Annotated in this window: 22 protein-coding genes and 1 tRNA gene; 3 read left to right on the top strand and 20 right to left on the bottom strand. The window is 55.7% G+C overall.

All coding sequences use genetic code 11. The features are described 5' to 3' along the window. Positions 1-227 precede the first annotated feature (227 nt). The 6 genes from RGU70_RS05480 to petA all read right to left on the bottom strand — a co-directional run bounded on the left by RGU70_RS05480 (position 228) and on the right by petA (position 4,587). Positions 228-303: transfer RNA gene (locus RGU70_RS05480), tRNA-Thr, on the bottom strand. Positions 304-326: 23 nt separating this feature from the next. After that, positions 327-836 (bottom strand): ClpXP protease specificity-enhancing factor, encoded by a 510-nt coding sequence (locus RGU70_RS05475; RefSeq protein WP_322208384.1) that lies wholly within the window; start codon positions 834-836, stop codon positions 327-329. Between the two features lie 250 nt (positions 837-1,086). Beyond that, a complete protein-coding gene (locus tag RGU70_RS05470; protein WP_322208383.1) occupies positions 1,087-1,698 on the bottom strand; it encodes a glutathione S-transferase N-terminal domain-containing protein in 612 nt (203 codons plus the stop codon). Between the two features lie 96 nt (positions 1,699-1,794). Then, positions 1,795-2,550, bottom strand: coding sequence for a cytochrome c1 (locus RGU70_RS05465; protein ID WP_322208381.1), 756 nt, complete (start codon positions 2,548-2,550; stop codon positions 1,795-1,797). A 19-nt stretch (positions 2,551-2,569) separates the two neighbouring features. Continuing rightward, complete coding sequence (locus RGU70_RS05460; protein ID WP_322208380.1) at positions 2,570-3,976, bottom strand: cytochrome bc complex cytochrome b subunit; 1,407 nt, start codon at positions 3,974-3,976, stop codon at positions 2,570-2,572. A gap of 2 nt (positions 3,977-3,978) precedes the next feature. Beyond that, positions 3,979-4,587: a ubiquinol-cytochrome c reductase iron-sulfur subunit gene (gene petA / locus RGU70_RS05455; RefSeq protein ID WP_322208379.1), complete on the bottom strand. Its 609-nt coding sequence runs from the start codon at positions 4,585-4,587 to the stop codon at positions 3,979-3,981. A gap of 233 nt (positions 4,588-4,820) precedes the next feature. Between petA and mscL the strand changes: the two genes are divergently transcribed. Beyond that, positions 4,821-5,261 carry a large conductance mechanosensitive channel protein MscL gene (gene mscL / locus RGU70_RS05450; RefSeq protein WP_322208378.1) on the top strand — a complete coding sequence of 147 codons (441 nt, stop codon included), beginning with the start codon at positions 4,821-4,823 and terminating at the stop codon, positions 5,259-5,261. Between the two features lie 26 nt (positions 5,262-5,287). On the opposite strand, the gene RGU70_RS05445 is transcribed toward mscL, so the two are convergent. Then, the gene (locus RGU70_RS05445) at positions 5,288-6,055 is read right to left on the bottom strand and encodes a Nif3-like dinuclear metal center hexameric protein (protein WP_322210710.1); all 768 of its coding nucleotides are present in this window, start codon (positions 6,053-6,055) and stop codon (positions 5,288-5,290) included. Between the two features lie 38 nt (positions 6,056-6,093). Here RGU70_RS05445 and RGU70_RS05440 point away from each other — a divergent pair, with 38 nt between their 5' ends. Then, positions 6,094-7,266, top strand: a complete 1,173-nt coding sequence (locus RGU70_RS05440) for a Do family serine endopeptidase (RefSeq protein ID WP_322208377.1) — start codon at positions 6,094-6,096, stop codon at positions 7,264-7,266. 78 nt (positions 7,267-7,344) lie between these two features. Next, positions 7,345-8,034, top strand: coding sequence for a DUF2461 domain-containing protein (locus RGU70_RS05435; RefSeq protein ID WP_322208376.1), 690 nt, complete (start codon positions 7,345-7,347; stop codon positions 8,032-8,034). Between the two features lie 42 nt (positions 8,035-8,076). Here the strand turns inward: RGU70_RS05435 and tatC are convergent, their stop codons facing one another. The 13 genes from tatC to hisD form a co-directional block, all read right to left on the bottom strand. Next, positions 8,077-8,853, bottom strand: a complete 777-nt coding sequence (gene tatC, locus RGU70_RS05430) for a twin-arginine translocase subunit TatC (RefSeq protein ID WP_322208375.1) — start codon at positions 8,851-8,853, stop codon at positions 8,077-8,079. Then, entirely contained in the window at positions 8,850-9,341 is a 492-nt protein-coding gene (gene tatB / locus RGU70_RS05425; RefSeq protein WP_322208374.1) for a Sec-independent protein translocase protein TatB, read from the bottom strand. Before tatB ends, tatC begins: the two co-directional genes overlap by 4 nt. A 112-nt stretch (positions 9,342-9,453) precedes the next feature. Then, positions 9,454-9,687 carry a Sec-independent protein translocase subunit TatA gene (gene tatA / locus RGU70_RS05420; protein ID WP_322210709.1) on the bottom strand — a complete coding sequence of 78 codons (234 nt, stop codon included), beginning with the start codon at positions 9,685-9,687 and terminating at the stop codon, positions 9,454-9,456. A gap of 139 nt (positions 9,688-9,826) precedes the next feature. Beyond that, entirely contained in the window at positions 9,827-10,216 is a 390-nt protein-coding gene (locus tag RGU70_RS05415; RefSeq protein WP_322208373.1) for a histidine triad nucleotide-binding protein, read from the bottom strand. 32 nt (positions 10,217-10,248) lie between these two features. Further along, the gene (locus tag RGU70_RS05410) at positions 10,249-10,653 is read right to left on the bottom strand and encodes a phosphoribosyl-ATP diphosphatase (RefSeq protein ID WP_322208372.1); all 405 of its coding nucleotides are present in this window, start codon (positions 10,651-10,653) and stop codon (positions 10,249-10,251) included. Further along, positions 10,650-11,102, bottom strand: a complete 453-nt coding sequence (hisI, locus tag RGU70_RS05405) for a phosphoribosyl-AMP cyclohydrolase (RefSeq protein ID WP_322208371.1) — start codon at positions 11,100-11,102, stop codon at positions 10,650-10,652. The genes RGU70_RS05410 and hisI overlap by 4 nt, the downstream gene beginning before the upstream one ends. Then, positions 11,099-11,863: an imidazole glycerol phosphate synthase subunit HisF gene (gene hisF / locus RGU70_RS05400; RefSeq protein WP_322208370.1), complete on the bottom strand. Its 765-nt coding sequence runs from the start codon at positions 11,861-11,863 to the stop codon at positions 11,099-11,101. The genes hisI and hisF overlap by 4 nt, the downstream gene beginning before the upstream one ends. Next, positions 11,860-12,687, bottom strand: coding sequence for a 1-(5-phosphoribosyl)-5-[(5-phosphoribosylamino)methylideneamino]imidazole-4-carboxamide isomerase (gene hisA, locus RGU70_RS05395; RefSeq protein WP_322208369.1), 828 nt, complete (start codon positions 12,685-12,687; stop codon positions 11,860-11,862). Before hisA ends, hisF begins: the two co-directional genes overlap by 4 nt. A gap of 76 nt (positions 12,688-12,763) precedes the next feature. Continuing rightward, the gene (hisH, locus tag RGU70_RS05390; protein WP_322208368.1) at positions 12,764-13,402 is read right to left on the bottom strand and encodes an imidazole glycerol phosphate synthase subunit HisH; all 639 of its coding nucleotides are present in this window, start codon (positions 13,400-13,402) and stop codon (positions 12,764-12,766) included. 40 nt (positions 13,403-13,442) lie between these two features. After that, the gene (gene hisB / locus RGU70_RS05385; RefSeq protein ID WP_322208367.1) at positions 13,443-14,039 is read right to left on the bottom strand and encodes an imidazoleglycerol-phosphate dehydratase HisB; all 597 of its coding nucleotides are present in this window, start codon (positions 14,037-14,039) and stop codon (positions 13,443-13,445) included. A gap of 154 nt (positions 14,040-14,193) precedes the next feature. Further along, on the bottom strand, positions 14,194-15,390 hold the full coding sequence (hisC, locus tag RGU70_RS05380) for a histidinol-phosphate transaminase (protein ID WP_322208366.1): 1,197 nt from the start codon (positions 15,388-15,390) through the stop codon (positions 14,194-14,196). A 2-nt stretch (positions 15,391-15,392) separates the two neighbouring features. Then, positions 15,393-16,166 carry a site-specific DNA-methyltransferase gene (locus tag RGU70_RS05375; RefSeq protein ID WP_322208365.1) on the bottom strand — a complete coding sequence of 258 codons (774 nt, stop codon included), beginning with the start codon at positions 16,164-16,166 and terminating at the stop codon, positions 15,393-15,395. A gap of 30 nt (positions 16,167-16,196) precedes the next feature. Next, positions 16,197-17,510 carry a histidinol dehydrogenase gene (hisD, locus tag RGU70_RS05370; protein WP_322208364.1) on the bottom strand — a complete coding sequence of 438 codons (1,314 nt, stop codon included), beginning with the start codon at positions 17,508-17,510 and terminating at the stop codon, positions 16,197-16,199. Positions 17,511-17,514: the final 4 nt, after the last annotated feature.

Raw genomic sequence — 17,514 nt, 5'->3', positions numbered from 1 at the left:
TGAACTTGCAATTGATAATCTGCAGGTCTTACAAGGAGATGTGATTTATTCAGGCATGTTGGAATACCCTGTTTTTGTTATTTTAAATTGGCAGCGCAAAATGCCCACACAGCATGTTGTAATCGTTATGCATTGGAAAATTTTGGCGCGGCAGACGTAAAAAAGCCCCTAAATCGTTGATTATTTAGAGGCTTTTTGGCAAACCAAGACAAGGTTTGCAGGTGTTCTGGTGCTGGCTGCAGGACTTGAACCCGCCACCCCCTGATTACAAGTCAGGTGCTCTACCAGATGAGCTAAGCCAGCAAAACTAAGAGGGCGATTATAAACTACTTCACGCGAGTTAGTGTGGGTCTTCCGCCTTTTTTTGGTGGTTCCGGTGGATTTTCTGGATCGCGCCCGGCTCCATCGCCTGATACTGTCGGGGAGAGTGACGGTACTGAGGTCAATGTCGGAAAAGTACTGGTTGCTACTTCCGGCACCAGTGCGGATGGAGGTAGTCCAGGAGCCGCATCCGGAGTAATTGCCGAGGGCGCTTCAAATGCCATGCCCTGCCCATTTTCACTGGCGTATATGGCAAGTACATTGTGCACCGGCACAGAAATATCACGCGATACGCCGCTAAATCGGGCGCTGAAACGAATCAGATCATTGTCTATTTTCAAACCGCTCGTCGCATCGAAACTGATGTTGAGGACGATCTCGCCATTTTTGACGAATTGCATCGGCACCTGTGTGGCGCCATTGACCATCACGGCAATGTGCGGCGTGTAGCCGTTGTCGGTGCACCATTCGTAAATGGCACGCAGAAGGTAAGGTTTTGTGGAGACTTCGGACATAAGTACCAGCGATAGTTGAATCTTACAATGTGCGGATCTGGCGCAATGCTGCGCCAGGGAACCTCGGATTAAGCAGCTGCGCGGCGCAATTCCAGTACCGCTGCTTGGTTGCATAAGCAGCGGCGCCTCTTAACTTAGGCTTGCGCCACCAGCACTGCTTATTCGCGCGCTAGGTAGGGACGAAGGGCACAGACCATAGATTCGCACACCACAACGAGCATTTCCACGGTGGCGTACGGACCCTTAAGGCCTAGCGCCGCATGACCTTTTCAGAAGGCGTCAGCGCTTCGATGTACGCAGGGCGCGAGAAAATCCGTTCGGCATACTTCATCAGCGGTGCTGCGGTCTTGGACAATTCGATGCCGTAGTGATCGAGACGCCACAGCAACGGGGCCAAGGCCACATCGAGCATCGAGAATTCATCGCCCAGCATGTATTTGTTCTTCAGGAAAAGGGGAGCCAATGTCGACAGGCGGTCGCGGATTTCGGAACGCGCCTTTTCATGCGACTTGTCATTGGCCTTGGCTTTTTCATTTTCCAGCGTATTCACATGCACGAACAATTCTTTTTCGAAATTGAACAGCATCAAACGTGCACGCGCACGCATCAGCGGATCGGCCGGCATGAGCTGGGGGTGAGGGAATCGCTCGTCGATATATTCGTTGATGATGTTTGATTCATACAGAATCAAATCGCGTTCCACCAGAATCGGCACCTGCCCGTACGGGTTCATGACCGATATGTCTTCCGGCTTGTTAAACAGATCGACATCGCGGATTTCAAAGTCCATGCCTTTTTCAAACAGGACCAGGCGGCAGCGTTGGGAAAAGGGGCAAGTCGTGCCCGAGTAGAGAACCATCATATTTAAAGCCCTAAAAACAAAGGGGGGTGAGACCTTTACGGCTCACCCCATTACCGGTGCCGCAAGATGCGGGCACCGAGTTGACTTGACGTCTATTTACTTGACGTCTTTCCAGTACGATGCGTTCAGTCTCCACGCCAACAGCAGGAACAAACCGAGGTATAACAAGACCCAAACACCCAGGCGTTTACGAGTATTTTGGGCGGGCTCGCTCATCCATTGCAGATAGCCGACCAGATCGGCGACTGCAGTGTCATATTCAATCGGCGTGAGCTTGCCTTTGGTAACTTGCTCGAAACCTGCGAACTGACGGGTAACTTTACCTTCCGCATCTTTTTCATCCGCGAATTTGGCAGTGCGAATGCCTTGCAGTTCCCACAATACATGCGGCATGCCGACGTTCGGGAACACCAGATTGTTCCAGCCGGTAGGACGAGTATCGTCTTTGTAATACGTGCGCAGATAGGTGTATATCCAATCCACGCCGGGACCGGCCTCCGAGGATTTGGCGCGGGTGATCACCGATAAATCCGGCGGTGTCACACCGAACCAGACCTTGCTGTCTTGCAGCAGGGCCGTATTCTTCATCAGATCGCCGACTTTTTCGCCGGTAAACAGCAGATTTTCCTTGATTTGCTCTTCGGTCAATCCGATATCGCGCAAACGGTTATAGCGCATCATGGAAGCGGAGTGGCAATTCAGGCAGTAGTTGACGAACAACTTAGCGCCGTTTTGCAATGCCGACAGGTCTTTGCTACGGTCTGGTGCGTGGTCAAGCGGATGCCCTTCCTCCGCCAGCGCCAGCAAAGGCACCAGTACCAGCATGGCCATCATTTTTTTCAGCAATTTCATGAGATGTCCTCTTTGCAACTTAGTGGGGATGATAGACGACGCGATCAGGGACAGTCTTGAACTTGCCCAACGCGCTCCACCACGGCATTAACAGGAAGAAACCGAAGTAAATGAATGTACCGACCTGGGCGATGGCAGTGCCAGTCGCAGTTGGCGGCTGCACACCAAGGTAACCAAGAACGATGAAAGCGACACCGAACACGATATACACGTACTTGTGCCAGCTTGGCCGATAGCGGATCGACTTGACTTCAGAATGATCGAGCCAAGGCAAACCGCCGAGAATCATGACTGACACGCCCATCAGCACAACGCCCCAGAATTTCGCATCGAACAACCACATGCCGCCGATCATCACTACGCCAATAACAATCGCTGCCAGCTTAAAAATAGTGCTGCGATTCGATTTCAGCGCGATCAGGGCAACGTAAGCTGCGACACCAGCCATCAGCCAGACCATGAAGTCGGCCGTCGTGGCACGCAATATCGAATAAAACGGCGTGAAATACCAGACCGGCGCAATATGCGGAGGAGTTTTCAGCGAATCCGCCGGGATGAAGTTGTTGTATTCCAGGAAGTAACCGCCCATTTCCGGGGCAAAAAACACCACGGAGCTGAATACGATCAGGAATATCGCCACCGCCATCACGTCATGCACCGAATAGTAAGGATGGAAAGGTATGCCATCCAGCGGAATGCCGTTGGCATCCACGGTTTCCTTGATTTCGACGCCATCGGGGTTATTCGAACCCACTTCGTGCAAAGCAATGATGTGCGCAACAACCAAACCAATCAGCACCAGTGGCACCGCGATCACATGGAAAGAGAAGAAGCGGCTCAGGGTAGCGTCGGACACCACATAATCACCCCGAATCCACAAGGACAGGTCAGGACCGATGAATGGAATCGCGCCAAACAGGTTGACGATCACTTGCGCCCCCCAGTACGACATCTGGCCCCATGGCAGCAGATAACCCATGAAGGCTTCGGCCATCAGACACAGGAAAATCGCGACGCCGAACAGCCAGACCAGTTCACGCGGCTTGCGGTATGAACCGTAGAGCAGGCCGCGCACCATGTGCATATACACCACGATAAAGAAAGCTGAGGCGCCGGTGGAGTGCATGTAGCGCACCAGCCAGCCCCATGACACATCGCGCATGATGTATTCGACCGAGGCAAAGGCCAAGGTTGCGTCGGGTTTGTAATGCATTACCAGGAAAATACCGGTAACGATCTGAATCACCAGCACCAACAAGGCTAGTGAGCCGAACGCGTACCAAAAATTGAAATTCTTTGGTGCGTAATACTCGGAGAGATGCGCTTTCCAGGTCGATGACAGCGGGAAGCGTGAATCGACCCAGTTCAGGGCCTTGGCCGACACCGGCGCATCGGCCGGCAATTTCTTTTCATGAAAAGCTGCCATGATTACGCCTCACCTTTCTCATCTTTGCCGATGACGAGCTTGGTATCGCCTTCGAACATGTGGCGGGGAACCTGCAGGTTATCCGGGGACGGCTTGTTCTTGTAGACGCGACCGGCCAGATCGAAGGTTGAACCATGACAAGGGCAAAGGAAACCGCCTTCCCAGTCGTCTGGCAACGATGGCTGTGCGCCAGTGGCAAAGCGGGACGAAGGAGAGCAACCCAGATGCGGGCAAATGCCGACCAGCACCAGGACATCTTTTTTAATTGATCGCCATTCGTTGGCCGCGTAATCTGGCGTTGTCGAAAACTGCGTGCGTTTGGATTCGGGATCGGCCAGCAAAGGATCTGTTTTCTTCAGCGACTCCACCATTTCAGGCGTTCGCTTGAGTATCCACACCGGTTTTCCGCGCCATTCGACGGTCCGCATTTCGCCCGGCGCCAGGGTTGAAATATCTACTTCGACCGGCGCACCGGCTGCTTTCGCACGTTCGGAAGGTTGGAAGGTAGAGACAAATGCCCCTGCCGTAGCCAGTCCTGCCACGCCGCCTGCCGCGCATGTCGCTACCAGCAAACCGCGCCGACCGGAGTCGACCTGTTTTTCGTTACTCATACCAACCCCAATCAGTCAAAATACGAAATCTGCAGGAAACTTCTAGCAACCTTAGATTATAGCTAACCTCGGCCCTGTTTTGTAGCGAATAACACTATCGCCTTGTCATTTGTGAAATTTAAATTGAACTTTCCTCACGTTGCGTTCCGTTTTTAGCGGCACACTGTTACATTCTTGCCCGGTTATCCGACTTCCCCCATTTTCGCGGCATTCAAGCCCACCAGGAGCGCAATATGAGCATCGCACAGGAATTCAAAGCCTTCGCCGTCAAGGGAAATGTGGTCGACCTCGCGGTTGGCGTCATCATCGGCGGCGCTTTCGGCAAAATTGTCGAATCTTTAGTGCAAGATATCATCATGCCGATTGTCGGCAAGATTTTCGGCGGTCTCGATTTTGCTAATTATTATCTGCCGCTCAACGGCCAGGACATGCATCTGACGCTAATCGAAGCTAAAAAGGCTGGCGCCGTATTTGCCTACGGCAACTTCCTGACCATTTTCATCAATTTTCTGATTCTGGCCTTCATCATTTTCCAAATGGTGCGCATGATCAATCGCGCCCGCAATCTGGCTGCCCCCAAGGAGGTCGTCGCGGCAACCGCAGTGGAACCGGCCGATGTTACCCTTCTGCGCGAAATTCGTGACAGCCTGAAAGCGCGCACACCCCAGCCGTAAGCAGCGCACCTCGAAAGCTACCCTCCTTAAACGGGATTATCTATATCAACAAAATGGTGCTGTATCCCAAAATGCTGCGCCAGATGCTCGCCCAGCGCCTGCACCCCGTAGCGCTCGGTAGCATGGTGACCCGCCGCTATATAGGCCGTGCCACTTTCTCGCGCCAGATGCACCGTCGGCTCCGATATTTCTCCGCTGATATAAACGCCGGCGCCGGCGCCAATCGCTGCGCCGAGCATGCCTTGCGCACCACCAGTACACCACGCCACAGACCCGAGAGGCTGCTCGGGATCCCCGATCAGCAAAGGGGCGCGTCCCAGACGCACACTGATCAGCTCGGTCAACTGACCAACGGTAGTCACCCCCGGTTCAGTCGCTAAACCCAGCCAGCCCAGATCGTTTTCACCGAACCGTCCCTGCTCCTGCAACGACAGCCGCGCAGCCAATTGAGCGTTATTGCCAAGCTGCGGATGCCCATCTAGAGGCAAGTGGTAGGCCAACAGGTTAAGATCATGCTGCAGCAGCAATTTCAGTCGCTGCTGTTTGATGCCGGTAATACTCGGCTCCTCACCGCGCCAAAAATAACCGTGGTGAACCAGAATGGCATCCGCACGCAAGTCCAGTGCAGCCTCTATCAGAGCGCGACTGGCAGTCACTCCACTGACGATTACCCCGACTTCGGAGCGTCCTTCCACCTGCAGGCCGTTTGGGCAATAATCGCGATATTGAGTAACATTTAGCAAGATTGCTAGGTATTTGACCAAATCGTCCGTATATATAGACGGATACGGCATTTTTTGTCTCACTTTCTCATTTTTAAACTTTATTTTCTATGCGACGTTTCTGGCTCTTATTTGCGCAAACCGTCACGGTCGGTCTGGCCGTATGGTTTATTTTACTCACCATGAAGCCGGACTGGATTACGGCCTCCTTAGGCTCACGCGTACGCTCCGTCAGCTCTACCGTGCAAATGCAGGAAATCGCCCCGGGGACCTCTTCATTGTCGGCATCCTATCGTAGTGCGGCACGAAAGGCGATGCCATCGGTAGTCAATATTTTCACCACGACCGATGCACGCACGCAAAGAAGTCCCTTCATGGACGATCCATTCTTCCGAAAATTTTTTGGCGACCAGCAAGAAGAGCAAACAGACGAGAAGCAATCCAGTCTGGGATCGGGTGTCATCGTCAGTCCACAAGGCTACATTCTCACCAATAATCATGTGGTCGAAGCTGCTGACGAAATCGAAGTCGCGCTGTCCGACGGACGCAAAGCCACGGCCAAGGTAGTCGGTACCGACCCTGAAACCGATCTGGCGGTGATCCGCATCGATCTGCCAAATCTTCCCGCTGCAACGCTGGCCAATGTTGCGGATGCGGATGTCGGCGACGTCGTGCTGGCCATCGGCAATCCATTTGGCGTCGGCCAAACGATCACCATGGGAATTATCTCGGCCCTGGGCCGCAATCACCTGGGCATCAATGCCTTTGAAAATTTCATTCAAACGGATGCGGCCATCAATCCCGGCAATTCCGGCGGCGCACTGGTCGACTCCAACGGCAACCTGCTCGGCATCAATACCGCGATCTATTCGCGCAGCGGCGGCAGTATGGGCATTGGATTTGCGATTCCGGTATCGACCGCCAAGACGGTAATGGAACAGCTGATCACAGGCGGTCAGGTGGTGCGCGGCTGGATAGGCGTCGAGCCCCAGGACATCACCCCTGAACTGGCAGAAAGCTTCGGACTGAACAGAAAAACCGGTGCCATCATTGCCGGGGTACTCAAGGGCGGACCGGCTGACAAAGCAGGCATGAAGCCGGGCGACATTCTGATCAGCATCAATGACAAACCCGTCGCCGACACGACTGAAATGCTTAATCTGATTGCCCAGTTGAAACCCGCGAGCAAAGTGCCGATGAAAATCTTGCGCAAAGCGCAGGAAACCAGCCTGCAGCTCGTGATCGGCAAAAGGCCACCGGTCAAGCGCGACAAAGGGGAATAAGGCAAAATCGTGGTTTGCGGATGCAGAGATGCATCCGCCCGAATCACGCACTACCGCCGGAATGAACGGAATCCCTCGATGCATCTACGCGACCTGACGCAATTCCTCTCCGAACTATCGGAAAACAATAACCGCGCCTGGTTTGTCATGAACAAGCCGCGTTATGACATCCTCAGAGCCGAGTTCCTTGAACTGGTAGTCGATCTGATTGCCCAAATCAGCAAATTTGATCCGGCCATCGCCGCCTGCAATCCCAAACGGGCGCTGTTCCGCATCAATCGCGATCTGCGCTTCGGACACGACAAACGTCCTTACAAAACCCATTTTTCTGCTTCGCTGACCGCGAGCGGTTTGAAAAAACCCAGCCAGGGCGGCGGACCGGCCTATTACTTCCACATCGATGCGGATGGCCGTTTGCTGCTGGCCGTCGGCGAATACACTCCTCCGCCAGAGCGACTGAAAACTATCCGGCAACATCTGATCGACGATGCCAAAGGCTTCGGCAAAGTTCTGAAAAGCAAATCCCTGATCGACACCTACGGCGCGCTCCAGGATGGCGACAAGCTCGTCCGACCACCCAAGGGCTTCGACGCTGATCTGCCGATGATTGAATTCATCAAGCTGAGAAGTTTTATCGTCTGGAAAGAAGGCAATCTGAAACGGAATCAGCCAGCCAGTCTGAGCAAGGAGTTGCTCACCGCCTTCAAGGATGCCTACCCCTTGGTGACATGGCTGCGTCAAAGCATGACGGCCGTTATAGAGGAATGAAGATCAATGGAGGCCCGACAGCAGAGTGATGCTATCGGGTCATCAGGCCTTATCCGACGCTTCGTCGGTTTCTGCAGGCGCCTGAGTTGCTTTGGCGAAGATCGGCGCGACCAGCAAACCCACCTCATACAGCAGGCACAAAGGCACAGCCAGCATCAGCTGGCTCATGATGTCGGGTGGTGTCACGACGGCGGCGATCACAAACGCACCGACGACCGCGTAAGGCCGAATTTGCTTGAGCTTTTCCACCGACACAATCCCCATCCTCACCAGCACGATCACGACAATCGGCACCTCGAAGGTCAGGCCAAAGGCGAGAAACATCGTCAACACGAAATCGACATAGCTGTCGATATCTGGCGCGACCGACACACTCTTAGGCGCAAAATTGTTGATGAAGGGAAATACCGTACGGAAGACGAAAAAATAACAGAACGCAACGCCGGTCAAGAACAGCAGCGAGGAAGAAATCACCAGCGGAGCGATCAGCTTCTTTTCATGTGCGTACAAGCCGGGAGCAACAAAGCCCCACGCCTGAAATAGCACCCAAGGCAAAGACACCATGAACGCCAGCAGCATCGTCACCTTGATCGGAATCAGGAACGGCGTGATGACGCCGATGGCAATCATTTTGCTTCCCGGCGGCAGCGCTGCCATCATCGGCAGGGCCAGCAAATCAAAAATCGTAGACGCCCACGGCATCATGCAAAGGAACACCACCAGAACAAGCGCAGTAGCTTTGACTACGCGGCTGCGCAGCTCGACCAGATGGGAAATGAACGTCTCTTCGATGCCGGTGGATGGTGATTCAGTACTCATGCGTAAAACGAAGCCGAGGTTTTACCGGCAGGCCGATGCCGGGCCACACGGGCGGCGGCAGACGTGACACGGGTCTTGTAACCGCTCTGATTTTTATACCAGCCCGGGAGCGCGGAATTGCGCGCCAGCTTCTTGCGACGAAAATTTTTGGCCTTAATCTGCCCTTGCAAGGTATCAGGGGGAAGGCTGCTATAACTGTCAGGCTCGCCATTCCAGGCCGTATGCGAGGCCTGCTCCGTATCAGCGATACCGCCGGCGATGCTATTTTCAACATTGCTGGCCGCATCCTGCACGTCCTGCTTCATCTTGCGCAGCTCATCCAGTTCCATTTCACGGCTGACTTCGGCTTTCACGTCATTAATATAACGCTGCGCCCGACCGAAAAGCGAACCGGCCATCCGCGCCATCTTAGGCAGGCGTTCCGGGCCAATCACGACCAGCGCAACCACGCCGATGAGCGCCAGTTTGGATAGGCCGATATCAATCATGAGGAGAAGAAGAACAAGCTAAGAACAAAATGAATTCCAGACAAAGGAGTGTGTTGCGGAGACATTGCGGTGGTATGCCAGAAGGCAAACGGCGCATGCCGATGCCATGAAATCAGGGCGCGGACTTTTCTTTTTCCTTAGTCTGCACGTCAATCGTCGACTGCGCGGCCGGCTGTGCGTGAGATTGTTCATCGGCAGCTTTTTCCTCGGCTCCCTTGACGCCATCCTTGAAACCCTTGACAGCCTTACCAAGGTCGGCACCGATGTTGCCCAATTTTTTAGTGCCGAACACAACCATCACGATGGCCAGTACGATCAACCAATGCCAAATACTAAAGGAACCCATTTTTATCTCCTTGCCGGCGTTGCCGCCCAAATTTATTCGATGCCCAATGGTAGCCTATCCCACAGAAGCAGGAGACAGGCTCTTGAAAGGATTATTTTGTATCACCCTCGTCGGCCAACTGCTTGCCGATCGTGATACATCAGGTTTTGACGGGCGGCGTGCGTCGCGACAAAGGCCCGCCGATCACATGCATGTGCAGATGGTACACCTCTTGCCCGCCATCCGGCCCGGTGTTAAACAAGGTTTTATAACCGCCAGTACCGACACCCTCCGCACCGTCTTCCGGCAAACGGTAGTCGCAACCGGCGTCCTTGGCCAGCTTCGCTGCCAGCAGGCTCATCCGCCCTAACAGCGGCGCATGATGCTCCTGGCAATCGGACAAAGTCGGGATGTGCTCTTTCGGCACGATCAGCAGATGCACCTTCGCAGCCGGGTTGATGTCGTGAAACACCAGCAGCTCTTCATCTTCATAGACCTTGTTCGACGGAATCTTGCCGGCGATGATCTTGCAAAAAATACAGTGTTCCAATGCGTTCTCCCCTTATCAGCGTCAGCCCAACGTCAATCTCGGCGCTCATCCTGTTCGCGTTGCTCCAGCTTGCGGTTGGCTTTTTCTTCCAGCCCGGACAAACCTTCCCGTCGCGCCAGCTCGGCCAGCACATCGTCGGGTTTTAAATCGAATTGCGCCAGCATGATCAAGCTATGAAACCACAGGTCGGCACACTCATAGAGCAGCTTGGCCGAGTCGCCGTCCACCCGCACATCCTTCGCCGCCATCACCGTTTCAGTCGCTTCTTCACCAATTTTTTTCAGGATGGCATCGTCGCCCTTGGCAAACAGGCGCGCTACGTACGAAGTCGCAGGATCGCCGCCATTAGCCGGCTTGCGCCCTTCGATGATCGCGGCCAGCCGGTTCAAGGTATCACTTGTGTTATTGCTCGCCTTATCGTTCATGCCGCTGCTCATACCGGTGCCTTGACGGCAGGCTTACGGATACGCTTCGGCTTGGCGGCTACCTCAGGCTCCGGCACGATTTCCGCTTCCGGCTCGACGGTATGCCATTCGCTGTCCTCGGCATCGCCTTCCAGTTTCTGGAAAAAGCAGGAATGACGTCCGGTATGGCAGGCAATGCCACCGGTCTGCGTTACTTTGAGCAGCACCACGTCTTCGTCGCAGTCGAGACGAATTTCATGCACTTTTTGAAAATGCCCCGACTCCTCGCCCTTGTGCCACAGTTTCTTGCGCGAACGGCTCCAGTACACTGCCTCGCCGCTTTCCACCGTTTTGGCGAGCGCCTCGCGGTTCATCCAGGCAAACATCAACACGTCGTTGCTGCCGATTTCCTGCGCGATGACCGGAACCAGCCCGGTTTCATCCCACTTCACTTTGTTTAACCACTTTGCTGTGATGTTCATACCAGCCTCATCGGAATATGTTGATTGCTCATGAATTGCTTCGCCTCGCCCACTGTGTGTTGGCCGAAATGAAAAATGCTGGCGGCCAGTACCGCGTCGGCATGGCCTAACTTAATGCCGTCGGCCAGGTCTTGCAGGCCACCCACGCCGCCGGAGGCAATCACCGGAATCTCGACCGCATCCGATACCGCGCGCGTCAGCGCCAGATCGAAACCGCTGCGGGTACCGTCGCGATCCATGCTGGTCAGCAGGATTTCACCCGCGCCCAACAACGCCATTTTCTGCGCCCACTCAACGGCATCGAGTCCGGTGGCATTGCGTCCGCCATGGGTGAACACTTGCCACCGACCATCGCTGCTGCGCTTGGCGTCAATCGCGACGACGATGCATTGCGAACCGTATTTACTTGCAGCATCGGCTACCAGCTGCGGATTGGTAACTGCCGAGGTATTGATCCCGACCTTATCCGCACCGGCATTGAGCAGGCGGCGCACATCCTCGACGGTGCGGACACCACCGCCCACGGTCAGGGGAATGAATACCTGCGAGGCGACCGCTTCGATAATGTCGAGTATCAGGTCGCGCCCATCAGAAGAAGCGGTAATGTCGAGGAAAGTGATTTCATCGGCACCCTGCTCATCGTAACGACGCGCAATTTCTACCGGATCGCCCGCATCGCGCAGCTCCAGAAAATTGACGCCCTTGACCACGCGACCAGACGTCACGTCGAGACAGGGAATGATGCGTTTGGCCAGTGTCATGGGCGGGTGTCTTTTTCTTCGTTTTCGCCTTCTTCTTCGTCCTCGTCATCCACATACGGCGGAGGACTCAGATCGTCGGCGCGCAACTGGGCCGAACTCAGATCCAGCGTGCCTTCGTAGATTGAACGGCCGCAAATCACGCCGGAAATACCTTCTTCCTGCACCGCGCACAAGGCCTCGACATCCTTGATCGAATGCACGCCGCCGGAAGCAATGACCGGTATCGTCATGCTCTGCGCCAGTTTTACGGTCGCTTCGATATTGACGCCACCCATCATGCCGTCGCGGCCGATGTCGGTGTAAATGATCGAGTCACAGCCGTAATTTTCAAATTTTTTGGCCAGGTCGATCACTTCGTGGCCGGAGAGCTTGCTCCAGCCATCGGTAGCGACCTTGCCATCCTTGGCATCGAGGCCGACGATGATCTTGCCCGGGAATGCGCCACAGGCGTCGTGCAGGAATCCGGGATTCTTGACTGCAGCGGTACCGATGATGATGTAGGACAGGCCGTCATCCAGATAGCGTTCGATGGTATCGAGGTCGCGGATACCGCCGCCCAGCTGTACTGGAATTTCATCGATGCCATTTTCCAAGGCAAATTCGCGGACGGCCTTCAGGATGGCCTTGACCGCGACTTCATTTTTCGGCCTGCCCGCAAAAGCGCCGTTCAGATCGACCAGATGCAAGCGGCGCGCGCCCTGTCGCAACCAATGCAGCGCCATGTCAGCGGGGTTCTCGGAAAATACGGTGGACTGATTCATATCACCTTGTTTCAGGCGTACGCAGTGGCCGTCTTTCAGATCAATAGCAGGTATGAGCAACATGGCAGAGTCGTTAAAAATGAAAATTAAAAATCAGAAGCCGATCAGCGAAACCAATCAGCAGAACAAACAACAGGCATTAAGGCTTCCAGTTGACGAAATTACGATACAACTGCAAACCCGCTGCCGCGCTTTTCTCAGGATGGAATTGCGTCGCAAAAATATTGTCGCGGGCGACTGCGCAACTGAAAACATCGCCGTAATCGGTCGCTCCCACGCTATGCAGAGGATCGGCAGGAACGGCGTAATAACTGTGTACGAAATAAAACCAGGCATCGTCAGCAATGCCCTCCCACAAAGGGTGAGCGCGCTGCTGCGTGACCCGGTTCCAGCCCATTTGCGGCACCTTGAAGCGCGAACCATCCTCTTGCAAGCGACCGCTCAGGTCGAAACGCACCACTTTGCCCGGCAATAAACCGAGGCAAGGCGTATCACCCTCTTCGCTCTGCTCGAACAGCATCTGCTCGCCCACGCACACGCCAAACAGAGGCTTGCTGCGCGCAGCGGCCAACACGGCCTCCTGCACACCCGACTCGCGCAAACTGCGCATGCAGTCCGGCATCGCGCCCTGTCCCGGCAAAACAATCCGGTCTGCCGCTTCAATATCCGCCACGCTGCCGGAAATGCGCACGTCCGCTTCCGGCGCCACATGGCGCAAGGCTTGCGCTACCGAGCGCAGATTGCCCATGCCGTAATCGACTACAACGATTTTATTCATAGTGAAAATTCCGATAACGCGAAGGGATCGCGCTGTCGACTTACAAGCTGCCCTTGGTGGAGGGGATCATGCCCGCTGCGCGGGAATCGATCTCGGTTGCCATGCGCAATGCGCGGCCAAACGCCTTGAAGACGGTTTCACATTGATGGTGCGAGTTATCGCCACGCAGGTTGTCGATATGCAAGGTGCACAGCGCATGATTGACGAAACCGTGGAAAAATTCGCTGACCAGATCGACGTCGAAAGAGCCGACCATGGAACGCGTGAACGGCACATGAAATTCCATGCCGGGCCGACCGGAAAAATCGATCACCACGCGCGACAGCGCCTCATCCAGCGGCACGTAAGCGTGACCGTAACGACGCAGACCTTTCTTGTCGCCCAGCGCTTTGGCAAAGGCCTGACCCAGCGTGATGCCGACGTCTTCCACCGTGTGGTGGGCGTCGATATGCAAATCGCCGGTAGCCTGAATATCCAGATCGATCAGGCCGTGACGGGCAATCTGATCGAGCATGTGATCGAGGAAGGGAATGCCGGTGTTAAGCGTTTGCACGCCGGTGCCATCGAGATTGATCGCCACGCGAATCTGGGTCTCGTTGGTATTGCGGGAAACTTCTGCGGTGCGAGGTGTGGACATGTTCAGGAGAAGGCCATTAATGCAAAATAATTGCGAAATAATTGCGAAATAATCGCGAAATAATTCGAGGATGATAGTACAAAATTCGGACCGTCCGCCCAATCAGGCTGTCGGCCGGTCGTTGTTGCTGGTTTTCGTTGCCGGTCTTCGTGCTTTACTCTGTTTTGCTATCGATACCATCGATACCATTGACGCCATTGTCCGCCAGCGCCGCCCGCAAAGCATCCAGCATCAGTGCGTTTTCAGCGGCAGTCCCAACGGTAATGCGCAAGCAGTTGTGCAGCGAAGTAGCCATTTTACCGACATTCTTGACCAGCACCCCGAGTTGCTTCATTGCAAAATAGACTTTATCGGCATTCGCGACGCGAATCAGCAGGAAATTGGCCGATGAAGGGAAGACTACCACGCCCGGTACGGCACTCAGCGCCGCGACCAGTTCCGTGCGCTCTGCCCGAATCAAGGCCGCTTGCCCGTCCAGCACCTCGCCGTGGCCGAGCAAAAACTCCGCGGCGGCCTGCGTCAAGACGTTGATGTTGTAAGGCGGCCGCACTTTATCGAATTCGCGCAACAAGGCCGGTGCGCCTGCCAGATAACCAAGCCGCAATCCGGCCAGACCGAGTTTCGATACCGTGCGCAGCACCAGCAAGTGTGCAAAATGCGGCAGGCGCTCCATGAAACTGCTGTCGGCAAACGGTTGATAGGCCTCATCGACCACCACCAGACCGCTGCCAGCGGCGGCGGCGATCAGTTCGCTCATGTGCGCGGCGTCGAACAGGTTGCCGGTCGGATTATTCGGATACGCCAAAAAAGTCAGCGCCGGACGGTGTTCGGCCATCGCTGCCAGCATTGCCGGCTGGTCCAGCGCAAAATCCGGGCTCAGCGGCACGCCGACAAAGCGCATGCCCGCCAGTTGCGCCGCCAGCTCAACCATCACAAAACCCGGCGTTGGCGCCAGCAGTACCGCACCCGGTTTGGCGCAGGCAGTTGCCATGAGGGAAATCAGCTCGTCCGAACCATTGCCCAGCATCACCTCACATCCGTCTGGAATCGCGAAATGGGCGCGCAGCTTGCTTTTGAGCAAGGCATAGGTGGGCTGCGGATAACGGTTCAGCGCCACCTCGGCCAGATGGCGGCCAAGCTGCTCCTGCAATTCAGACGGCAAAGGATAGGGATTTTCCATCGCATCCAGCTTGACCATGCCGGTGGCATCCTGCACGACGTAGGCGTTGAGCGCGCGCACATCGGTGCGGATGACCTGCGCTATCAGTTGCGTGATCGTCTGCTCACTGTCCTGTCCGCTGGCCTGCTCATCGCTTTTTGTGGCGATTTGATTGTTCAGTGGTGCAAACATGCTTACTCTCCCGTACTTGCCGTATCCAGCGTTGCCAGCCGTTGTTCGATCATGGCGCAATAATCGGCGTTGAGTTCAAACCCGACGAATTGCCGCCCGCAGCGCTTGGCTGCGACGGCAGTGGTGCCGCTGCCCATGAAGGGATCGAGCACCACGCCGCCCGGCGGGCAAGAAGCTTTAATCATGCGCTCGACGATTTCCAGCGGTTTTTGCGTCGGATGGTCGGCCCGTTCCTTATGCTCCCGGTGCAAGCGCGACACGCTCCAGACATCCTTCGGGTTGTAGCCCAATTCCAGCCACTTGGCTCCCACGAAAATCGACCGCGACCGCGCTTTCTTGGTCACGGCATCGTAAGGAATGCGAATGGCGTCGAGGTCAAAGTAATAATCCTTGGCATTGACGAAAAATCCTATCGTGTCATGCACCGAAGAAAATTTGCGCGTGCTGCCGCCCATCGAGGGCACCCGGCGATCCCAGATGATTTCATTCATCATCGTCATGCGCTGTTTGAGCAGCACAAAAATTTCGGGGGAGTAGCGCCAGGTCAGAAAGATGTACAGACTGCCGCTGGGCTTGAGCTTGGGCAAAGCCGCATCGATCCACTGCTGCATCCAGAGCAGGTAAGCGTCGGCATCCAGTTTGTCGGAATCGTTGCCGTAGTCCTTGCCTAATCCATAAGGGGGATCGGCAATCAGCAAATCGATAGCACCGTCGGGAATACGCGCCAGTCCGGTCAGCGCATCTTCGCAATAGACCTGATCTGCCCAATCACGCATGCCACTGCCGCAATGCGGCGCTCATCCCATTCATTTCAGGCGCAGTTCGGCAGAACGCGCATGCGCCTGCAAACCTTCGCCATAGGCCAGCTCTGCCGCCACGCGGCCCAGCGTTTGCGCGCCCGCTTCACTGACGTGGATGATGCTCGAACGCTTCTGGAAGTCATAAACGCCCAGCGGCGATGAAAACCGTGCCGTGCGCGAAGTCGGCAACACGTGATTCGGTCCGGCGCAGTAATCGCCCAGCGCTTCGGAAGAAAAGCGTCCCAGGAACATCGCTCCCGCATGGCGGATGCGATCGGCCCAGTACTGCGGCTGTTCGGTGGAAATTTCCAGATGCTCGGGAGCGATCTGATTGGCGATATCGCAGGCCTGCTGCATGTCGCGCACCTTGATCAGCGCGCCACGATTGGTCAGCGAAGTACGGATCACGTCGGCGCGCGGCATGGTCGGTAGCAAACGGTTGATGCTGGCTTCGACCTGCTCGAGATAAGCGGCGTCAGGACACAGCAGGATCGATTGCGCCAACTCATCATGCTCGGCCTGCGAAAACAGGTCCATCGCAATCCAGTCGGGATCGGTACTGCCGTCGCACACAATGAGAATTTCCGACGGTCCGGCGATCATGTCGATGCCGACAGTGCCGAAGACGCGCCGCTTGGCCGCTGCCACATAGGCATTGCCCGGTCCGACGATTTTATCGACGGCGGCAATGGTCGCCGTGCCATAGGCCAGCGCGCCGACGGCCTGCGCCCCGCCCATAGTGAAAACGCGGTCCACACCGGCCATCGCCGCAGCCGCCAGTACGAGCTGGTTGCGCACGCCGTCCGGCGTCGGCACCACCATCACGACTTGCGCCACGCCAGCCACCTTGGCCGGAATCGCATTCATCAGTACCGAGGAGGGATACGCCGCCTTGCCGCCCGGCACGTAAATGCCGACCCTATCCAGCGGCGTCACTTTCTGACCTAACACTGTGCCGTCGGCTTCGGTGTACAAAAATCCATCCGAGCCGCATTCCTGCTTTTGCCGCTCGTGATAAGCGCGTACGCGGTCGGCTGCCGTCTGCAAAGCCGCACGGCGCGCCGCTGGCAATTGCGCCAGCGCGGCTTGCAATTCCTCCGCGCCGATTTCCAGCGCGGCCACGGAGTCTGCTGAGAGCCGGTCAAAGCGTTGCGTGTAATCGAGTACGGCTGCGTCGCCGCGCACTCTGACGTCAGCCAGAATGTCGGCCGTGGCGCGTTCGATGGCCGCATCCTCGCTGGCATCAAAGGCCAGCAATGCTTTCAGCGTGGCGGCGAAGTCATCTGCTGCCGCATCCAGTTTTCTGATTGCAATGTTCATGTGC

It is taken from the genome of Herbaspirillum sp. RTI4, from assembly GCF_034313965.1.
GTDB lineage: Bacteria > Pseudomonadota > Gammaproteobacteria > Burkholderiales > Burkholderiaceae_D > Herbaspirillum.
Note: the sequence above shows the minus strand (reverse complement) of the source record. Positions and strands in the feature narration are given on the sequence as shown.